Below are 17,891 nucleotides of genomic sequence, written 5' to 3'. Positions count from 1 at the left end.
ACGTTGACGCCAACCGGCTGTCGGTTTCGTGCAACAGGTTATTTCAAACCTTTTCAGGAGCAGCATCCATGGCCTACTGGCTGATGAAATCCGAGCCCGACGAGCTCTCGATCGAAGGGCTGGGCCATTTGGGCGAGGCGCGCTGGGATGGCGTACGCAACTACCAGGCCCGCAACTTCCTGCGGGCCATGAGCGTAGGCGATGAGTTCTTCTTTTACCACTCCAGCTGCCCGCAACCGGGCATTGCCGGGATCGGCCGCATCATCGCGGCGGCCTACCCGGACCCGACCGCGCTCGACCCGCAAAGCCACTACCACGACGCCAAGGCCACTCCCGATAAGAATCCGTGGAGCGCAGTGGATGTGGCGCATGTGAAGACATTCAGGCAGGTATTGGGGCTGGGGCTGCTCAAGCAGCAGAGCGCACTGGCGGAGTTGCCGCTGGTGCAGAAAGGGACGAGGTTGTCGGTGATGCCAGTTACCGAGGAGCAGTGGGCGGCTATTGTCGCACTGGCGCGGTGAGCGGCGGCCCCTTCACTTATCGCATGGGCAGTGCCCGCCCAGGGACCGCGCAAACCCGGTTTGCTCAGATCACTGCACAATCAGATTATTGAACAGCAGGTCCTCGACAATCGGCTTGCCCTCTTCCGCTTCCATCACCTGCTGCACCTGCTTCAGCGCTTGCTGACGCAGCGCCTCCTTGGCTTCGACGTTGCTCATGTTATCCACACCCTGTTGGGTGAACAGCGCCACCAGCTGGTTGCGAATCAGCGGTTCGTGGTGCTTCACCGCCTTGGCAGCTTCGTCACCGGTCACGCGCAGGGCGACGTCGGCCTTGTACACACGCAGCTTGGGGCCACCGTCGAGGGCGTAGTTGCCGACGAAGGGCGGGCTCAGGCTGATGTAGGAAACCTTGGGGGCTCCTTCCTTGGCTTCTTCGGCCATGGCCGCCGCTGGCAGCATCAGGGCCAGCACCATCAAGATCCACGCTTTCACTCATTCGCTCCTCAAAACAATTGGCGCCAGCTTACCCAGCACACCGCTCAAACCCAAGCCCCGGCTTATGCCAGCCCATCAGGGCGGGCCATGCTCGTTGACCCGGCGGGCGGCCCTCTTACACTTATCGGCCACTACACGCAAAGGAATAGCCCCGATGAAAGCTGTGTTGTGCAAAACCCTGGGCCCGGCACGCGACCTGGTGCTGGAAGAGGTGGCCAGCCCGGCGCCGAAGAAAAACGAGATCCTGCTGGATGTGCATGCAGCCGGGGTCAACTTCCCCGACACCTTGATCATCGAAGGCAAATACCAATTTCAGCCGCCCCTGCCGTTCTCGCCGGGTGGCGAAGCTGCCGGTGTCGTTGCCGCGGTGGGTGAGCGCGCTGGGGCGTTCAAGGTGGGCGACAGGGTGATGGCCCTGACCGGTTGGGGTGCATTTGCCGAACAGGTGGCCGTGCCGTTCTACAACGTGATGCCCATTCCCGAAAGCATGGACTTCACCACCGCCGCCGCCTTTGGCATGACCTACGGCACCTCGATGCATGCACTCAAGCAACGCGGTCAGCTGCAGCCTGGGGAAACCCTGCTGGTGCTGGGTGCATCCGGTGGGGTCGGCCTGGCGGCAGTGGAAATCGGCAAGGCCATGGGCGCCAAGGTGATCGCTGCGGCCAGCAGCGCCGAGAAGCTGGCCGTCGCCAAGGCGGCCGGGGCGGATGAGCTGATCGATTACACCCAGGTCAGCCTCAAGGAAGAAATCAAGCGCCTGACCGGTGGCCAAGGCGTGGATGTGATCTATGACCCGGTTGGGGGTGAGCTGTTCGAGCAGGCCGTACGTGGGCTGGCGTGGAATGGCCGGCTGCTTGTGGTGGGCTTTGCCAGCGGGACGATCCCGCAGGTGGCGGCTAACCTGGTGCTGCTCAAGGGCGCAGCGGTGCTCGGGGTGTTCTGGGGTTCGTTCGCCCAGCGCCAGCCAGAGGATAATGCCGGCAACTTCCGGCAGCTGTTTGCCTGGCATGCCGAGGGCAAGCTGAAACCGCTGGTTTCTCAGACTTACCCACTGGCCGAGGCGGGTGCTGCAATCGAGCAATTGGGGCAAAGGAAGGCTGTGGGTAAGTTGGTGGTGCTGGCCAGGTAAGCGTCCTGATCCATTGTGCCTCCACCGGCCCTATCGCCGGCAAGCTGGCGCCTCCAGGTGCCGGCGTAATCCTAAGCGACTCGCCGGCGATGAGGCCGCAACAGGCTGGATCAAACCTCGCGCAGGTTATGGCAGCGCCTGAAGCGCGCCTCCAGGTTGCGATCCGGCATCTGGTGATTGCGCAGTGCATTCAACGTCTGCTCGACATACTCGCGTGTGGTGCCATAACGCCCCTTGGCGCTTGCCAGGATCTGGCTGAGCAAGGTGTCCGGCAGGTTACCGGCGTAGCACGGCAGGTGCCGTTCCAGCACAAAACCAAGTGCCTGAACCTTGCTGCCATCACCCAACCGGCAACTGAGCCAATGCGGACGATAGGCGGGGAACGGCATCTCCCTTTGCCACAGGGCCATCAGCGAGTCATCGAGGTTGCTCTCATCCAGGCGATAGGCAAAACCACTGCACGAACCGCCGCGGTCCAGGCCGAACACCAGGCCCGGGGTTTCCGGGGTGCCACGGTGCTCGTGCGACCACAAATACAGCCCACGGTGATAGCCATGCACGCGCGCGCGCTGGCGTTCAACCGAACTGCATTCCGGGCGCCAGATCAACGAACCATAGGCAAACAGCCACACCGGGCCACCTTCATGGCGTGACATGGTCATCTGCATGGAGTTGATCAATTGCTCGCGGGTCAATTGCTGGCCGAAGTCGAGCGCCGGAGGATAAGCACTTTTCCAGGACAAACTTTCAATTGCCGACATAAGCTGCCGCCATTATTCCCTGTGAACTACCGATGTAGCGAAAGTCGCTGCGAGACGGGGCCAGAGCCCCACACCTAGGGTGCTTGCCTTCACCTTAGGATAGAAACACGCCAACACTCAAGCCCCGAGACCTAAGTTTTACGCGAACTTCCGACGATTGGAGAGCATTGTTCCGAGTATAGTGAAAGTTATTAGCCAAGGCGGTAATAATTACCGCCTTATACCCACTACCTGAAACTTTGGTTATTAACCACGCGGCGCGTAGGCAAACACATCGGCACGCATGCGGTGGGCATCCATACCGGCTTCGACCAGGGCGTCGAGGGTGGCATAGACCATGTTAGGTGAACCGCTGGCGTAGACGTGGACCGTGTTGAGGTCCTGAACGTCTTCACACACCGCTTCGTGCAGCATGCCGCAGCGGCCTTCCCAACCACACAGATCACTCACCACTTTGTGCAGGAACAGGTTGGGCAAGCGTTCCCATTCGTCCCAGTGTTCGATGGCGTAGAAGTCTTCGGGGCGGCGCACACCCCAGTAGAGGTGCACCGGGTGCTTGAAACCCTGGGCGCGGCAGTGCTCTACCAAGCTGTGCATCTGCCCCATGCCGGTACCGGCGGCGATCAGCACCAGCGGCCCATCGGGTAGCTCGGCCAGATGAGTGTCACCGAAAGGCATCTCTATGCGTGCCAGGCCGTCGCGCTGCAATTGCTCGAGCAACTGCAAGGCGCTGGCTTCACGCGCCAGCACGTGCAGCTCCAGATCACGCCCGCTATGGGGTGCCGAAGCCAGCGAAAACGCCGCCTGCTTGCCACCTTCGCGCTCGATCATCAGGTACTGCCCGGCGTGATAGCGCAGCGGCTTGCCAGCCGGCGCGCGCAAGCGCACGCGCCAGACGTCGCCGCCGACATCAACGCATTCAGTAACGCTGCATGCCAGCTTTCGCACTGGCAGCTCGCCCAGGGCCAGCACACCATCCCAGAGCAAAACACAGTCCTCCAGCGGTTCGGCGATGCATGTGAACAGCTCGCCATGATCGCGTTCTTCACCGTTCTGTAGAACGCGACCTTCGACCAACAATGCGGCGCAGACATGGCAATTGCCATTGCGGCAGCTGTTCGGGCAGTCATAGCCCAGCCGCCGCGCTCCATCCAGGATCCGTTCCCCGGGTTCAAGCGCCAGCACTGCCCCGGACGGCTGCAACGTTACCTGCATCAATCTATTCCCAACTGATCCCACAGCTCATCGATGCGGCGGGTGACGGCCTCGTCCTTGACGATGACCCGGCCCCATTCGCGTGTCGTCTCGCCCGGCCACTTGTGCGTGGCATCCAGGCCCATCTTCGACCCCAGGCCCGATACCGGCGACGCGAAGTCGAGGTAGTCGATCGGCGTGTTGTCGATCATCACCGTATCACGCTTGGGGTCCATGCGCGTGGTGATGGCCCAGATCACGTCATTCCAGTCACGGGCATTGATATCGTCGTCGGTGACGATAACGAATTTGGTGTACATGAACTGTCGCAGGAACGACCACACACCCAGCATCACGCGCTTGGCGTGGCCTGGGTACTGCTTCTTGATGGTCACCACCGCCATGCGGTACGAGCAGCCTTCCGGTGGCAGGTAGAAGTCGATGATCTCCGGGAACTGCTTTTGCAGGATCGGCACGAACACTTCGTTCAACGCCACACCGAGGATCGCCGGCTCATCAGGCGGCCGCCCGGTGTAGGTGCTGTGGTAGATCGGTTTTTGCCGATGGGTGATGCGCTCGACAGTGAACACTGGGAAGCTGTCCACTTCGTTGTAGTAGCCGGTGTGATCGCCGTAAGGGCCTTCTGGCGCCATTTCGCCTGGATGGATCACGCCTTCGAGGATGATCTCGGCAGTTGCCGGCACCTGCAGGTTGCTGCCACGGCACTTCACCAGTTCGGTACGGTTGCCGCGCAACAGGCCGGCGAAGGCGTATTCGGACAGGGTATCGGGCACCGGCGTCACTGCACCGAGAATGGTCGCAGGGTCCGCGCCCAGGGCCACGGCAACCGGGAACGGCTGGCCAGGGTTCTTTTCGCACCACTCGCGATAGTCCAGCGCGCCGCCACGGTGGCTCAACCAGCGCATGATGACCTTGTTGCGGCCGATGACCTGCTGGCGATAGATGCCCAGGTTCTGGCGGTCCTTGTTGGGGCCGCGGGTCACGGTCAGGCCCCAGGTGATCAGCGGTGCCACGTCACCTGGCCAGCAGTGCTGGATCGGCAACTGGCCGAGGTCGACATCATCGCCCTCGACCACGACTTCCTGACACACCGCATCCTTGACCACTTTCGGCGCCATCGACACGACCTTCTTGAAGATCGGCAGCTTCGACCAGGCATCTTTCAGGCCCTTCGGCGGCTCTGGCTCCTTGAGGAAGGCCAGCAGCTTGCCGATCTCGCGAAGCTCATCGACCGATTCGGCGCCCATGCCCATGGCCACCCGCTGCGGGGTGCCGAACAGGTTGCCGAGCACTGGCATATCGAAGCCTGTGGGCTTTTCGAACAGCAAGGCCGGGCCCTTGGCACGCAGGGTGCGGTCGCACACCTCGGTCATTTCCAGGACAGGGGAGATAGGAACCTGGATGCGCTTGAGTTCGCCGCGCTGCTCCAGGCCACGGATGAAGTCGCGCAAATCGCGATACTGCATGCATGAGCCTCGTGTTGGCCGTATCGGTCGGGGTGCAGAGTGTAGCGCCGAACGGCGTGCAATGGCCAAAAATGACTTGGGGCCGCTTCGCCTCCCATCGCCGTCAAGCCAGCCCCCACAAGGCTCGCAGAGGACCTGTGGGGGCCGGCTTGCCGGCGATGGGCTGCGAAGCAGCCCCAATCATTACTTGACCGATCTAACCGCTTACTTGCGCTTCATCGACAGGAAGAACTCGTCGTTGGTCTTGGTCTGCTTGAGCTTGTCGACCAGGAACTCGATGGCGGCGATCTCGTCCATCGGGTGCAGCAGCTTGCGCAGGATCCACATGCGCTGCAGTTCGTCATCGGCAGTCAGCAGCTCTTCGCGGCGGGTGCCGGAGCGGTTGATGTTGATGGCCGGGAACACGCGCTTCTCGGCGATGCGGCGGTCCAGGGGCAGTTCCATGTTGCCGGTACCCTTGAACTCTTCGTAGATCACTTCGTCCATCTTCGAGCCGGTTTCTACCAGCGCGGTGGCGATGATGGTCAGCGAACCGCCTTCCTCGATGTTACGTGCGGCACCGAAGAAGCGCTTCGGCTTCTCCAGGGCATGGGCGTCGACACCACCGGTCAGCACCTTGCCGGAGCTTGGGATCACGGTGTTGTAAGCACGCGCCAGGCGGGTGATGGAATCGAGCAGGATGACCACATCCTTTTTGTGCTCGACCAGGCGCTTGGCCTTCTCGATCACCATCTCGGCAACCTGTACGTGACGGGTCGGCGGCTCGTCGAAGGTCGAGGCAACCACTTCGCCGCGCACGGTGCGCTGCATTTCGGTCACTTCTTCCGGACGCTCGTCGATCAGCAGAACGATCAGGTGGCACTCGGGGTTGTTACGGGTGATGTTCGCCGCGATGTTCTGCAGCATGATCGTCTTGCCCGCTTTCGGCGGAGCAACGATCAGGCCACGCTGGCCTTTGCCGATCGGGGCGCACAGGTCGATGACGCGGCCGGTCAGGTCTTCGGTGGAGCCGTTGCCGGCTTCCATCTTCAGGCGCTTGTTGGGGAACAGCGGCGTCAGGTTTTCGAACAGGATCTTGTTCTTCGCGTTTTCAGGGCGATCGAAGTTGATCGTGTCGACCTTCAGCAGGGCGAAGTAACGCTCCCCTTCCTTTGGCGGGCGGATCTTGCCGACGATGGTGTCGCCGGTACGCAGGTTGAAACGGCGGATCTGGCTAGGCGAGACGTAGATGTCGTCAGGGCCGGCCAGGTAGGACGCATCAGCCGAACGCAGGAAACCGAAACCATCCTGGAGAATCTCCAGCACGCCGTCACCCGAGATCTCTTCGCCGCTTTTCGCGTGCTTTTTCAGCAGGGCGAAAATCACGTCCTGTTTGCGCGAACGGGCCATGTTTTCGATGCCCATCTGTTCGGCCATTTCCAGCAGATCGGTAATCGGCTTTTGCTTGAGTTCAGTCAGGTTCATAAGGGGAGTGACGTAATCATGTATGAAGGGAGGATTAAGCTTCTGGCTTAATGAAGCCGCGCCGCTAGAAGGCGATAGGATCGCGCACAGATTCTAATTAGGAGTGCGTCGGCGACGGCGTGCAGGGGGCACTGGAGAAGCAGTGCGAGGCCGAATGTAACACTTGCTTTTTTCGACGTCTAGTGGGTTGGAAAAGAAAAGCCCCGGGGTTTCCGGGGCTTTTCTCATCACAGGTGGGCGTCGAGGAACGCGGCCAGCTGGGATTTGGACAGTGCGCCCACCTTGGTGGCCTCGACGTTGCCGTTCTTGAACAGCATCAGCGTCGGGATGCCACGCACGCCGTGCTTGGCCGGGGTTTCCTGGTTGTCGTCGATGTTCAGCTTGGCGACGGTCAGTTTGCCCTCGTAGGTGGAAGCGATGTCGTCCAGGACTGGAGCGATCATCTTGCATGGGCCACACCATTCAGCCCAGTAGTCGACCAGCACCGGGCCTTGGGCTTGCAGGACTTCGGCCTCGAAGGTGGCGTCGGTGACGTGTTTGATCAGATCGCTGCTCATGGATATCTCCAGGGTCGTAAGCAAAAAACGTGGCCCATCATAGCCGCACCCACGCCCTACAGGAAGTCGCGGACGATTGAGTGTCACTATAGTTGTGCAAGACGCCACGAATCGAAACTGTCACATAAGTGTCATAGCATCGAATGGCACATTGCCTTGCATCAACCCTTGGCGTGCCGCGCGTTGGCGACAGCCAAGTATCGTGGCACGATTGCCAGGTTAACGACCGAGAACCCTCAGATCATGCCGCATACCTCCGCGAAGAACCTGTCTCTGATCGCCGCCATCGACCTAGGCTCCAACAGTTTTCACATGGTCGTGGCCAAGGCTCACCACACCGAGATCCGCATTCTCGAGCGTCTCGGCGAAAAGGTTCAGCTGGCCGCCGGCATCGACGAAGCGCGCAAGCTCAGCGAAGAAGCCATGGAACGGGGCCTTGAATGCCTCAAGCGCTTTGCCCAGCTGATAAACGGCATGCCCGCTGGCGCCGTACGTATCGTTGGCACCAACGCCCTGCGCGAAGCGCGTAACCGCAACGAATTCATCCAGCGTGCCGAGGCCATTCTCGGGCACCCTGTCGAAGTGATTTCCGGCCGTGAAGAAGCGCGCCTGATCTACCTGGGCGTGTCCCACACCCTGGCCGACACCCCTGGCAAGCGCCTGGTGGCCGACATCGGCGGTGGCAGCACCGAGTTCATCATTGGCCAACGTTTCGAGCCACTGCTGCGTGAAAGCCTGCAAATGGGCTGCGTAAGCTTCACCCAGCGCTATTTCCGCGACGGCAAGATCACCCCGGCCCGCTACGCCCAGGCTTACACCGCTGCGCGCCTGGAGCTTATGAGCATCGAGAATGCCCTGCACCGCCTGACCTGGGATGAAGCCATCGGCTCGTCCGGGACCATCCGTGCCATTGGCGCCGCGATCAAGGCCGGCGGCCTGGGCAGTGGCGAGGTCAACGCCGAAGGCCTGGCCTGGGTCAAGCGCAAGATGTTCAAGCTGGGTGAAGCCGACAAGATCGATTTCGACGGGGTCAAGCCCGACCGCCGCGCCATCTTCCCGGCTGGCATGGCGATTCTCGAAGCGATCTTCGATGCACTGGAACTGCAGCGCATGGACCACTGCGATGGCGCCCTGCGTGAAGGCGTGCTGTTCGACCTGCTGGGCCGCCACCATCACGAAGACGTGCGCGAACGCACCCTGAACTCGCTGATGGAGCGCTACCACGTTGACCAGGGCCAGGCTGCACGGGTCGAGCGCAAGGCATTGCATGCCTTTGACCAAGTGGCCAAGGCGTGGGACCTGGAAGATGGAAACTGGCGCGATCTACTGGGCTGGGCTGCTAAAATTCACGAAATCGGGCTGGATATCGCCCATTACCACTACCACAAGCACGGTGCCTACCTGATCGAGCACTCCGACCTGTCGGGCTTCTCCCGTGAAGATCAGCAGATGATGGCCCTGCTGGTGCGCGGCCACCGCCGCAACATTCCCAAGGACAAGTTCGCCGAGTTGGGCGATGAAGGCGTCAAGCTGCTGCGCCTGTGCGTGCTGCTGCGTTTCGCCATCCTGTTCCACCACATCCGCGGCACCCAGCAGATGCCGAAGGTGCAGCTCGAGGCTGCCGATAACAGCCTGAACGTGGTCTTCCCGAAGGGCTGGCTGGAAGAGAACCAACTGACCCAGGCCGACTTCGCCAACGAGGCGGAGTGGCTGGCCCGGGTCAATTTCGTCCTCAGCGTACGTTAAGAACCGGGTTGCTCAGGCGCTCCAGCAGGGTCGCCTGGGCACTGCGCGGGTTCTGGTTACCGGTCGGCGTGCTGCGCACGTAACGCCCGTCAGGCTGCAGCGTCCAGGCGTGGGTGTTGTCGGTCAGGTAGCCTTCCAGCTCCTTCTTCACCCGCAGCAGCAGCTTCTTGCCCTCCACCGGGAAGCAGGTCTCGACACGCTTGTCGAGGTTGCGCTCCATCCAGTCGGCGCTGGACAGGTAAATCTGCTCTTCGCCGCCATTGAGGAAGTAGAACACCCGGGTGTGCTCGAGGAAGCGGCCAATGATCGACCGCACCTGGATGTTGTGCGACACCCCCGGAATGCCTGGGCGCAGGCAGCACATGCCACGCACCACCAGGTCGATCTTCACGCCCGACTGGCTGGCCTTGTACAGCGCCTTGATGACCTTGGCATCGGTCAACGAGTTGAACTTGGCGATGATGTGCGCGGGTTTGCCCTCGAGGGCGAACTGCGTTTCCCGGGCAATCATGTCGAGCATGCCCTTCTTCAGGGTGAACGGCGCGTGCAGCAGCTTTTTCATGCGCAGCGTCTTGCCCATGCCGATCAGCTGGCTGAACAGTTTGCCGACGTCCTCGGTGAGCGCGTCGTCAGAAGTCAGCAGGCTGTAGTCGGTGTACAGGCGGGCGTTACCGGCATGGTAGTTACCGGTACCCAGGTGCGCATAGCGCACGATCTCGCCCTGCTCACGGCGCAGAATCAGCATCATCTTGGCGTGGGTCTTGAAGCCGACCACACCGTAGATCACCACCGCGCCCGCGGCCTGCAGGCGGCTGGCCATCTGCAGGTTGGACTCTTCGTCGAAACGCGCACGCAACTCGATCACCGCGGTGACTTCCTTGCCGTTACGCGCGGCATCGACCAAGGCGTCGACGATCTCCGAGTTGGCGCCGGAGCGGTACAGGGTCTGGCGCACGGCGAGCACATGCGGGTCCTTGGCGGCCTGGCGCAGCAGGTCGACCACCGGGGTGAAGGACTCGAACGGGTGCATCAGCAGGATGTCCTGCTTGCTGATCACACTGAAGATGTTGTCGGCATTCACCAGCAGCTTGGGGATCGCCGGCGTGAACGGCGTGTACTGCAGCTCCGGGTGGCTGTCCAGGCTGGTGATGCTGAACAGGCGGGTCAGGTTGACCGGGCCGTTGACCTGATACAGCTCGCTCTCGCTCAGGCTGAACTGCTTGAGCAGGTAATCGGACAGGTGTTTCGGGCAGGTATCGGCCACCTCCAGGCGCACCGCATCGCCATAACGGCGCGAGAACAGCTCGCCGCGCAGGGCGCGGGCGAGGTCGTCGACCTCTTCCGAATCCAGCGCCAGGTCGGCGTTACGGGTCAGTCGGAACTGATAGCAACCCTTCACCTTCATGCCTTGGAACAGGTCGTCGGCGTGGGCGTGGATCATCGATGACAGGAACACGTAGTTGTCGCCAGCACTGCCGACCTCTTCAGGCACACGGATAACCCGCGGCAGCAGGCGCGGCGCCGGGATGATCGCCAGGCCCGAGTCGCGGCCAAAGGCGTCGACACCTTCGAGTTCGACGATGAAGTTGAGGCTCTTGTTTACCAGCAACGGGAACGGGTGCGTCGGGTCGAGGCCGATCGGGGTGATGATCGGCGCGATCTCGTCGCGGAAGTAGCGGCGCACCCAGGTCTTGAGTTTGGGCGTCCAATAACGGCGGCGGATGAAGCGGATGGCGTGCTTCTCAAGCTCCGGCAGCAACACATCGTTGAGGATCGCGTACTGACGCTCCACTTCGAAGTGCACCAGCTCGCTGATGCGCGCCAGCGCCTGATGCGGCTGCAGGCCGTCGGCACCTGCCTGCTCGCGGGCGAAGTTGATCTGCTTCTTCAGGCCCGCCACGCGGATCTCGAAGAACTCGTCGAGGTTGCTGGAGAAAATCAGCAGAAATTTCAGCCGCTCGAGCAGCGGGTAGGACTCATCCAGTGCCTGCTCCAGCACGCGAATGTTGAACTGCAACTGCGACAGTTCGCGATGAATGTACAGGCTGCTGTCGTCCAGGCTCGGGGTGGCGATGGCGGGCGTGGGCGCATGCACAGGGGCAGGCGCGACGGCGGCCTCGACTACAGGTTCCGGGAGCTCTGGCAGGTCTGGTGGGGTCTGCACCATTTCTTCAGGGACTGCCTCGGCATCCTTGATCACGACAGGTGTTAGCACTTCATTATTCATCTGGACGTTCCTGGAGGACGTTAACGCCCTATCATCAATTGAGCGGGACGATAAGCAGCCATTATGACGCCTGTGTTACAGACTGACGCAAGCCGCAGCTTGAGGGCAAAGCCATTGTCCTTGTAGGAATTGTTCACGTCGAGACACATTTGGACACTTTCACGAATGCCCGCGAAGGGGTAGGCTGCGCGTTCATTTCGCCAGCACCTCAGAAAATGCTTCAACAATTCCTGCAGGATTTCGGCTATTTTGCCCTTTTTCTAGGCACCTTCTTCGAAGGCGAGACCATCCTGGTGCTTGCAGGATTTCTTGCGTTCCGCGGGTACATGGACATCAGCCTGGTGGTGATCGTGGCGTTCTTCGGCAGCTATGCCGGCGACCAGCTGTGGTACTTCATGGGCCGCCGCCACGGGCGCAAGATTTTGGCACGCAAGCCGCGCTGGCAGGCCATGGGCGATCGCGCGCTGGAGCATATTCGCCGCCACCCCGATATCTGGGTGCTGAGCTTCCGCTTCGTCTACGGCCTGCGCACGGTCATGCCCGTGGCCATCGGCCTGTCTGGCTACCCACCACGCCGCTACTTGCTGCTCAATGGCATCGGCGCGGCCGTCTGGGCCTTGGCACTGGGCGCTGCTGCGTACCACTTCGGTGCCATTCTCGAAGGCATGCTGGGCAACGTGAAGAAATACGAGCTATGGGTGCTCGGTGGCCTGCTGCTGCTGGGCGCCGTGCTCTGGCTGCGCAGGCGCTTTCGCACGTTGCGCGCGGAGCGCAAGGCGGCGGCAGAGAGCAAGGCCACAGAGGCTGAGCACGCTGTAAAACACGAGCAGGAACCAGGCCAGCGGCGTAACCGCCCATAAGCCCAAAGCGCCAGCCAGATACAGGGCCGGCGCATTCGACAGCAGGCGTGCCAGTTCCAGGCGCGCTGCCCACGGCCTGTCCTCCAGTGCCGCCCCCAGCGTGAACAGCCCAAACGCCATCACCGACCAGCCCAGCACCAAGGCCGCTGCCGGCACTCGCTCGGCGGCATCCATCAGGTAACTGCCCAGCGCCACATAAACGGCGAATTGCAGCAGCACATACCCCTGCTGCGCCCGCCCCAGTGCAATCTCGAATTTGCGGAACAGGGCCAGGTTCTGCTTGGCCTGTGGATAACGCGCGGCCACATCGGCCGGGCGCCATCCGGTGGGCATGAACCAGATACGCAGCTTGTCCCAGAAGCGCTCGGCGCGCCGGGCGTCGTCCCAAAGCTGGGCGTAAAACTGCAGGTTGGCCCACAGCGGGTTCCAGCTGGCCAGCGGCGTGGTCACGCCAAACACCACGGGTTCGGCCGGGTCTTCTTCCTTGAAGGTGCCGAACAGGCGGTCCCAGAAAATGAACACACCGCCGTAGTTACGATCCAAGTAAACAGGATTTTGCGCATGGTGGACGCGATGGTTGGACGGCGTGATCAGCACCCATTCGAGCCAGCCCAACTTGGGAACGTGCCGGGTATGTACCCAGAACTGGTACAACAGGTTGAGCGACGCCACGGTGATGAACACCAGTGGCGGCACGCCAATCAGCGCCAGCGGCAGGTAGAAGACCCACGAAAAAATGAAGCCGCTGCTGGTCTGACGCAGCGCGGTGGTGAGGTTGTATTCCTCGCTCTGGTGGTGCACCGAATGGGCTGCCCACAGCACGTTGCGCTCGTGGCCCAGGCGGTGCAGCCAGTAGTAGCAGAAGTCGTACAGTACGAAGGCCAGCAGCCAGACCCACCAGGCATCATGTGGCAAACGCAGCAGCGCCAGGTGCTCCCAGGCCAGCGCATAGGTCAGCAGCCCTACCCCTTTGGTCAGCAACCCGGTGCTGGTGGACAGCACGCCGGTGCTCAGGCTGTTGATCGAGTCGGCCAGGGTGAAATTGCGCTGGCCGCGGACACGGTCGGCAACCAGCTCAACCGCAATCAACACGAAGAAGAACGGCACGGCCAGCAATATCAGGTCCATGGACAGCAGCCTCGAAGGGTGTCCACAGAGATTAGGATGCACCCATGGGAATCCCTATGGCCACATCTGCCAAACTAGAGGACATTTAGCGCCTCGACACGGGAGTAATGAGCATGACGAAAAAAGTAGCGGTGATTCTTTCCGGCTGTGGCGTCTACGACGGCGCCGAAATCCATGAAAGCGTGATCACCCTGCTGCGCCTCGACCAGCGCGGCGCACAGGTGCAGTGCTTTGCGCCGAACATCGCGCAGATGCATGTGATCAACCACCTGACCGGTGAGGAGATGCCCGAGTCGCGCAACGTGCTGGTGGAATCCGCGCGCATTGCCCGGGGCGAAGTGAAAGATATCCGTGAAGCCAACGTTGAAGACTTCGACGCGCTGATCGTGCCGGGCGGTTTCGGCGCGGCGAAGAACCTGTCCAATTTTGCCGTGGAAGGCACCGAGTGCACGGTGCAACCGGAGCTCCTGGCATTGGCCGAGGCCTTTGCCGAAGCCTGCAAGCCAGTTGGGCTGATCTGCATCTCGCCGGCACTGGCGGCGAAGATCTACGGCCCAGGCGTGGTCTGCACCATCGGTAAGGACGCAGATACCGCTGCGGCAGTGGTCAAGATGGGCGGTACGCATGAAGAATGCGATGTGCATGACATCGTCGAAGACACCCAGCGCAAACTGGTGACCACCCCTGCGTACATGGTCGCCACGTCGATCAGCGAGGCGGCTGGCGGGATCTACAAGCTGGTGGATCGCGTGCTGGAGCTGACCCACGAGGGTGACTGATCAGCCCTTGATCAGGCGCGTGAGGATACGGTCCAGCGCATTGGCGAACGCCTGCTTCTCGCGTTCGCCATAAGGCGCCTGCCCGCCCCCGACTTGGCCCTGCTCACGCAGTTCGGTGAACAGGTTGCGCACTGCCAGCCGATCACCCATGTTGCGCTCGTCGAACTCACGGCCGCGCGGGTCTAGCGCCGCGACACCCTTCTTGATCAGGCGGTCGGCCAATGGCACATCGCTGCAGATCACCAGCTCGCCGGGTGCGGCATGTTCGACCAGGTAATCATCAGCGGCGTCCATGCCGCTCGGCACGACGATCAGCCGCACCACGGCGAACGCTGGCTTGGCCACGGCCTGGCCGGCCACCATGATGACCTCGAGCTTGCGCTTGAGGGCGAATTTGACGATCAGGTCCTTGGCTGCCTTGGGGCAGGCGTCGGCGTCGATCCATATGCGCATGTAGCAATTCTCTCTTCAGAGCTGTACCGGCCTCTTCGCGGGCAAGCCCGCTCCTACAGGTTCGCGCCGCCTCAAAGCTTGCGCTGTACCTGTAGGAGCGGGCTTGCCCGCGAAGAGGCCAGCAGCATCAATACCTAAACCGCAGCCCGGCGCTTCTCGGCCAGGCGACTGCGCCCATAAAGCACCACAATCGCCAGCAACGCCAGCGCCTGTGCCGCCAGCGAGTACGCATCGGCATGAACCCCCAGCCAATCGAACTCGAAGAACGCCACCGGCCGCGTGCCCAGCACGCCTGCCTCTTGCAACGCCTTCACGCCGTGCCCGGCAAACACTACCGACAGCGCACACAGCAGCCCGGCGTTGATGCTGAAGAACAGCGACAGCGGCAGTTTGGCCGAACCGCGCAGGATCACCCAGGCCAGGCCGACCAGCAGCACCAGCGCCGTTGCGCCACCGGCCAGTACAGCTTGGTGCCCTGCAGGCCCAGCCTGCAGCCACAGGGTTTCGTAAAACAGGATCACTTCGAACAGCTCGCGGTACACCGAGAAAAACGCCAGCACGGCAAAGCCGAAACGCCCGCCGCCGCTGACCAGGCTGCTCTTGATGTAGTCCTGCCAAGCCGCGGCATGGCGGCGGTCGTGCATCCACACGCCAAGCCACAGCACCATCACCGCCGCGAACAGCGCGGTGCACCCTTCGAGCAGTTCACGCTGGGCGCCGCCGACGTTGATCACATAAGCTGCCAGGGCCCAGGTTGCAAAACCGGCGATCAGCGCCAGGCCCCAGCCGATATTGACGCTGCGCACTGCCGACTGCTGGCCAGTGTTGCGCAGGAAGGCCAGGATCGCAGCCAGCACCAGAATGGCTTCAAGGCCCTCACGCAGCAGAATCAGCAGGCCGGAAATGTAGCTCAGCGACCAACTCAGGCCATCACTGCCTAGCAACCTGGACGCTTGATCGAGCTTGGCCTTGGCCTCAGCCAGCCGCTGTTCTGCCTGGGCCACCGGCAGGCCGTCCTGCAGCGCCTGCCGGTAGGCCATCAGGGTTTTTTCGGTGTCCTTGCGCGCCTGGGTGTCGATGTTGTCCAGCGAGCTTTCCACCAGTTCGAAGCCCTCCAGGTAGGCCGCTACCGACAGGTCGTAGGCCTGATCGTGATCGCCTGCGCGGTAGGCTGCCAGGCTCTTGTCCAGGGTACTGGCGGTATATTCGAGCAACTGCGCCGGGCCACGCTTGACCTGTGGCGGCTGGGCACGCTGGGCGCGGAAAGCTTCCACGAACGCGGCGCCTTCGTTAGCGGCCACTTCCGCCGGGGTCTGGCGGGCCAGGTCGGCCAGGTTCCAGGTCTTGTCACCCTTTGCAGCCTGCGGGTCGGCGGTGAAACTGGCGATGTAGGCGGCGACGTCCCAGCGCTGGCGGTCATCGAGTTGGTCGGCGAAGGACGGCATTTCGGTGCCGTCGATGCCAAGCGCCAGGGTGTTGTAGAGGTCGAACAGGCTCAACTGGTCTAGGCGTGCGACATCACGCAAGTTCGCCGGTGCCGGCTCCAGGCCGACGCCAGCCGGGCCGTCGCCTGCGCCAGTGTCACCGTGGCAGATCGAGCAGTTCTGTGCGTACAGCGACGCGCCCCGGGCCGGATCAGGTGTAATCACCGGCGCCTGGCTGACCTCGTAGGCCACCGCCAGGCGAGCCCCTAGCTGACGGGCCTGCTTGGCGACTGCTGTGCCCTCCTGACGTTGCTCGATGGCCTGGCGCAGGGCTTGCACCCCTTGCTCCAGTGCAGCTTGCTCGGCATTTTCCGGCAGGCCTTTGACCAAGTCGGCCAGTACGGCGCTGAATTCCTGTTGCTCGCGGTACTCCCCGCTATCGATCACTTTGCCGTCGCGCACGGTCGGCGGGTAGTCGGCGCCGATGTAGTCCAGCAGGTGCAAGGCCTTGGTGGCCTCGGCGGGGGCTTCGGCGTGGGCCAAGCTGCTGCACAGCGCCAGCACCGGGCCTAGCAGCAATGCTGGAAGCCAGGCGAGCAGACGGGAACGGGTTTTCATGGCCAGTCTCGAAGGGAATGCGAAAGAGAACATTGTTCACTTCCACTCTTCTTACCTCAAGGTTTGTGGGCGGATTTCATGAAAAATCTTGCTACAAAACAGCTTGGGTCTGCTTCGCAGCCCATCGCCGGCAAGCCGGCTCCCACACGTACAGCGCACCACTTGAGCTCGCCGCTGTAACTGCGGACGCCGGTTGCCGGCCATAGGGCCTCGGAGCGGCCCCATAGACAAGCTCACTGAAGAGCCTTGCTCATCCCCCGCTCCAGATCATCAATCAATGCCTTGGCCATCTCACTGAGAATCCGCGCTGCACTGCCGGCGACACGATCGTTTTCCATCTCAGCTTCGGTGGTGAGGTGACGGATGCAGCCGAGTAGCACCGAGAGTTGCGAGAAAGCATGGTCGAACGGCACATCAGGTTTCAGGCTGAACAGGTCGAAGGTTTCAATGCCTGCCGTCGAGGCATCGCTTGGGCGCTTGCTCACGGTCTGGCTCCTTGAGCACCTACATGCTCGTTCAACGCATTGATCATCCGGCATAGCAGGCGGATGTTCATGCCCATGGCGTCCCGCTGCGGCCCTTGCGGGATGTCGAGCAGGACGCTGGTGGTCTGCTGCACGGCCTGGGTCAGTGCATGGATTAGCGCACTGCACTCTCTGGCGGTGGGTGGGTCCGGGAGCGAGATGGTGGGTGGATCGAGCAGAAGCAGAACGGATGGGGGCGGATCGGGAACGAGTTTTTTCATGGCCGAACTCCTGTACATGGAAGAATTCTGCCCTCCGCCTTGTCTCACGAATTTGGGTGGCAGTCGTTACACGGGGTGAGACCCGGGGTACAGGAGACCCGGCCAGACCAAAGTCTGCCCGTGCACGACCGCCATAAGCGATGCATCCTGTACCAGCCGGGTGTCTCACGCCCGATCGCCTTGCAAGGCGACCTGAGGACGTTATTCCCGGAGCACATTCCAGCCAAGTCAGCGCCGTCCGACAGCGATCGTAGGATAATTCCATAGGGATACAGAACCGAAGCATTTGGTTTCAGGTTCGGAAATGTCTTACAGCTC

At 61.9% G+C, this 17,891-nt stretch carries 16 protein-coding genes and 1 pseudogene; 5 read left to right on the top strand and 12 right to left on the bottom strand.

Annotated features, from left to right (window positions below; translation table 11 throughout):
* Positions 1-68: 68 nt before the first annotated feature.
* Positions 69-521 (top strand): EVE domain-containing protein, encoded by a 453-nt coding sequence (locus ACNQPL_RS06600; RefSeq protein ID WP_346615246.1) that lies wholly within the window; start codon positions 69-71, stop codon positions 519-521.
* Between the two features lie 69 nt (positions 522-590).
* On the opposite strand, the gene ACNQPL_RS06595 is transcribed toward ACNQPL_RS06600, so the two are convergent.
* Positions 591-995: a flagellar basal body-associated protein FliL gene (locus tag ACNQPL_RS06595; protein ID WP_387522970.1), complete on the bottom strand. Its 405-nt coding sequence runs from the start codon at positions 993-995 to the stop codon at positions 591-593.
* 157 nt (positions 996-1,152) lie between these two features.
* Between ACNQPL_RS06595 and ACNQPL_RS06590 the strand changes: the two genes are divergently transcribed.
* On the top strand, positions 1,153-2,130 hold the full coding sequence (locus tag ACNQPL_RS06590; RefSeq protein WP_416466262.1) for an NADPH:quinone oxidoreductase family protein: 978 nt from the start codon (positions 1,153-1,155) through the stop codon (positions 2,128-2,130).
* Positions 2,131-2,240: 110 nt separating this feature from the next.
* Here ACNQPL_RS06590 and ACNQPL_RS06585 read toward each other — a convergent pair whose 3' ends face one another.
* From ACNQPL_RS06585 to trxA, 5 genes are all read right to left on the bottom strand, one after another.
* Positions 2,241-2,891 carry a gamma-glutamylcyclotransferase gene (locus ACNQPL_RS06585; protein ID WP_346615243.1) on the bottom strand — a complete coding sequence of 217 codons (651 nt, stop codon included), beginning with the start codon at positions 2,889-2,891 and terminating at the stop codon, positions 2,241-2,243.
* Positions 2,892-3,137: 246 nt separating this feature from the next.
* The gene (locus ACNQPL_RS06580) at positions 3,138-4,106 is read right to left on the bottom strand and encodes a CDP-6-deoxy-delta-3,4-glucoseen reductase (RefSeq protein ID WP_416466260.1); all 969 of its coding nucleotides are present in this window, start codon (positions 4,104-4,106) and stop codon (positions 3,138-3,140) included.
* Positions 4,106-5,572: a 4-hydroxy-3-polyprenylbenzoate decarboxylase gene (gene ubiD / locus ACNQPL_RS06575; RefSeq protein WP_346615241.1), complete on the bottom strand. Its 1,467-nt coding sequence runs from the start codon at positions 5,570-5,572 to the stop codon at positions 4,106-4,108. The genes ACNQPL_RS06580 and ubiD overlap by 1 nt, the downstream gene beginning before the upstream one ends.
* 204 nt (positions 5,573-5,776) lie before the next feature.
* On the bottom strand, positions 5,777-7,036 hold the full coding sequence (gene rho, locus ACNQPL_RS06570; RefSeq protein WP_003253661.1) for a transcription termination factor Rho: 1,260 nt from the start codon (positions 7,034-7,036) through the stop codon (positions 5,777-5,779).
* Between the two features lie 227 nt (positions 7,037-7,263).
* Complete coding sequence (trxA, locus tag ACNQPL_RS06565; protein WP_009684153.1) at positions 7,264-7,593, bottom strand: thioredoxin TrxA; 330 nt, start codon at positions 7,591-7,593, stop codon at positions 7,264-7,266.
* Between the two features lie 243 nt (positions 7,594-7,836).
* Here trxA and ppx point away from each other — a divergent pair, with 243 nt between their 5' ends.
* Positions 7,837-9,339 (top strand): exopolyphosphatase, encoded by a 1,503-nt coding sequence (ppx, locus tag ACNQPL_RS06560; protein ID WP_346615240.1) that lies wholly within the window; start codon positions 7,837-7,839, stop codon positions 9,337-9,339.
* On the opposite strand, the gene ppk1 is transcribed toward ppx, so the two are convergent.
* Positions 9,326-11,566: a polyphosphate kinase 1 gene (ppk1, locus tag ACNQPL_RS06555; RefSeq protein WP_416466259.1), complete on the bottom strand. Its 2,241-nt coding sequence runs from the start codon at positions 11,564-11,566 to the stop codon at positions 9,326-9,328. The genes ppx and ppk1 overlap by 14 nt on opposite strands.
* Before the next feature lie 215 nt (positions 11,567-11,781).
* On the opposite strand from ppk1, the gene ACNQPL_RS06550 reads away from it, so the two are divergent.
* A complete protein-coding gene (locus tag ACNQPL_RS06550) occupies positions 11,782-12,426 on the top strand; it encodes a DedA family protein (protein ID WP_416466258.1) in 645 nt (214 codons plus the stop codon).
* 501 nt (positions 12,427-12,927) lie between these two features.
* Here the strand turns inward: ACNQPL_RS06550 and ACNQPL_RS06545 are convergent.
* Positions 12,928-13,554 (bottom strand): annotated as a pseudogene (locus tag ACNQPL_RS06545) (sterol desaturase family protein); the annotation flags it as partial.
* A 113-nt stretch (positions 13,555-13,667) separates the two neighbouring features.
* Here ACNQPL_RS06545 and elbB point away from each other — a divergent pair.
* Positions 13,668-14,333, top strand: coding sequence for an isoprenoid biosynthesis glyoxalase ElbB (gene elbB, locus ACNQPL_RS06540; RefSeq protein ID WP_346615237.1), 666 nt, complete (start codon positions 13,668-13,670; stop codon positions 14,331-14,333).
* On the opposite strand, the gene ACNQPL_RS06535 is transcribed toward elbB, so the two are convergent.
* From ACNQPL_RS06535 to ACNQPL_RS06520, 4 genes are all read right to left on the bottom strand, one after another.
* The gene (locus ACNQPL_RS06535) at positions 14,334-14,786 is read right to left on the bottom strand and encodes a YaiI/YqxD family protein (protein ID WP_346615236.1); all 453 of its coding nucleotides are present in this window, start codon (positions 14,784-14,786) and stop codon (positions 14,334-14,336) included.
* Positions 14,787-14,920: 134 nt separating this feature from the next.
* Positions 14,921-16,861 (bottom strand): FTR1 family protein, encoded by a 1,941-nt coding sequence (locus ACNQPL_RS06530; protein WP_416466257.1) that lies wholly within the window; start codon positions 16,859-16,861, stop codon positions 14,921-14,923.
* Positions 16,862-17,061: 200 nt separating this feature from the next.
* Positions 17,062-17,277, bottom strand: coding sequence for a DUF3077 domain-containing protein (locus ACNQPL_RS06525; protein WP_346615297.1), 216 nt, complete (start codon positions 17,275-17,277; stop codon positions 17,062-17,064).
* Positions 17,278-17,309: 32 nt separating this feature from the next.
* Complete coding sequence (locus ACNQPL_RS06520; protein ID WP_416466256.1) at positions 17,310-17,573, bottom strand: hypothetical protein; 264 nt, start codon at positions 17,571-17,573, stop codon at positions 17,310-17,312.
* Between the last annotated feature and the right edge of the window lie 318 nt (positions 17,574-17,891).

This window comes from Pseudomonas sp. LFS044, from assembly GCF_047978245.1.
Classification (GTDB): Bacteria; Pseudomonadota; Gammaproteobacteria; order Pseudomonadales; family Pseudomonadaceae; genus Aquipseudomonas.
This window is presented reverse-complemented; position numbering and strand designations above follow the sequence as displayed.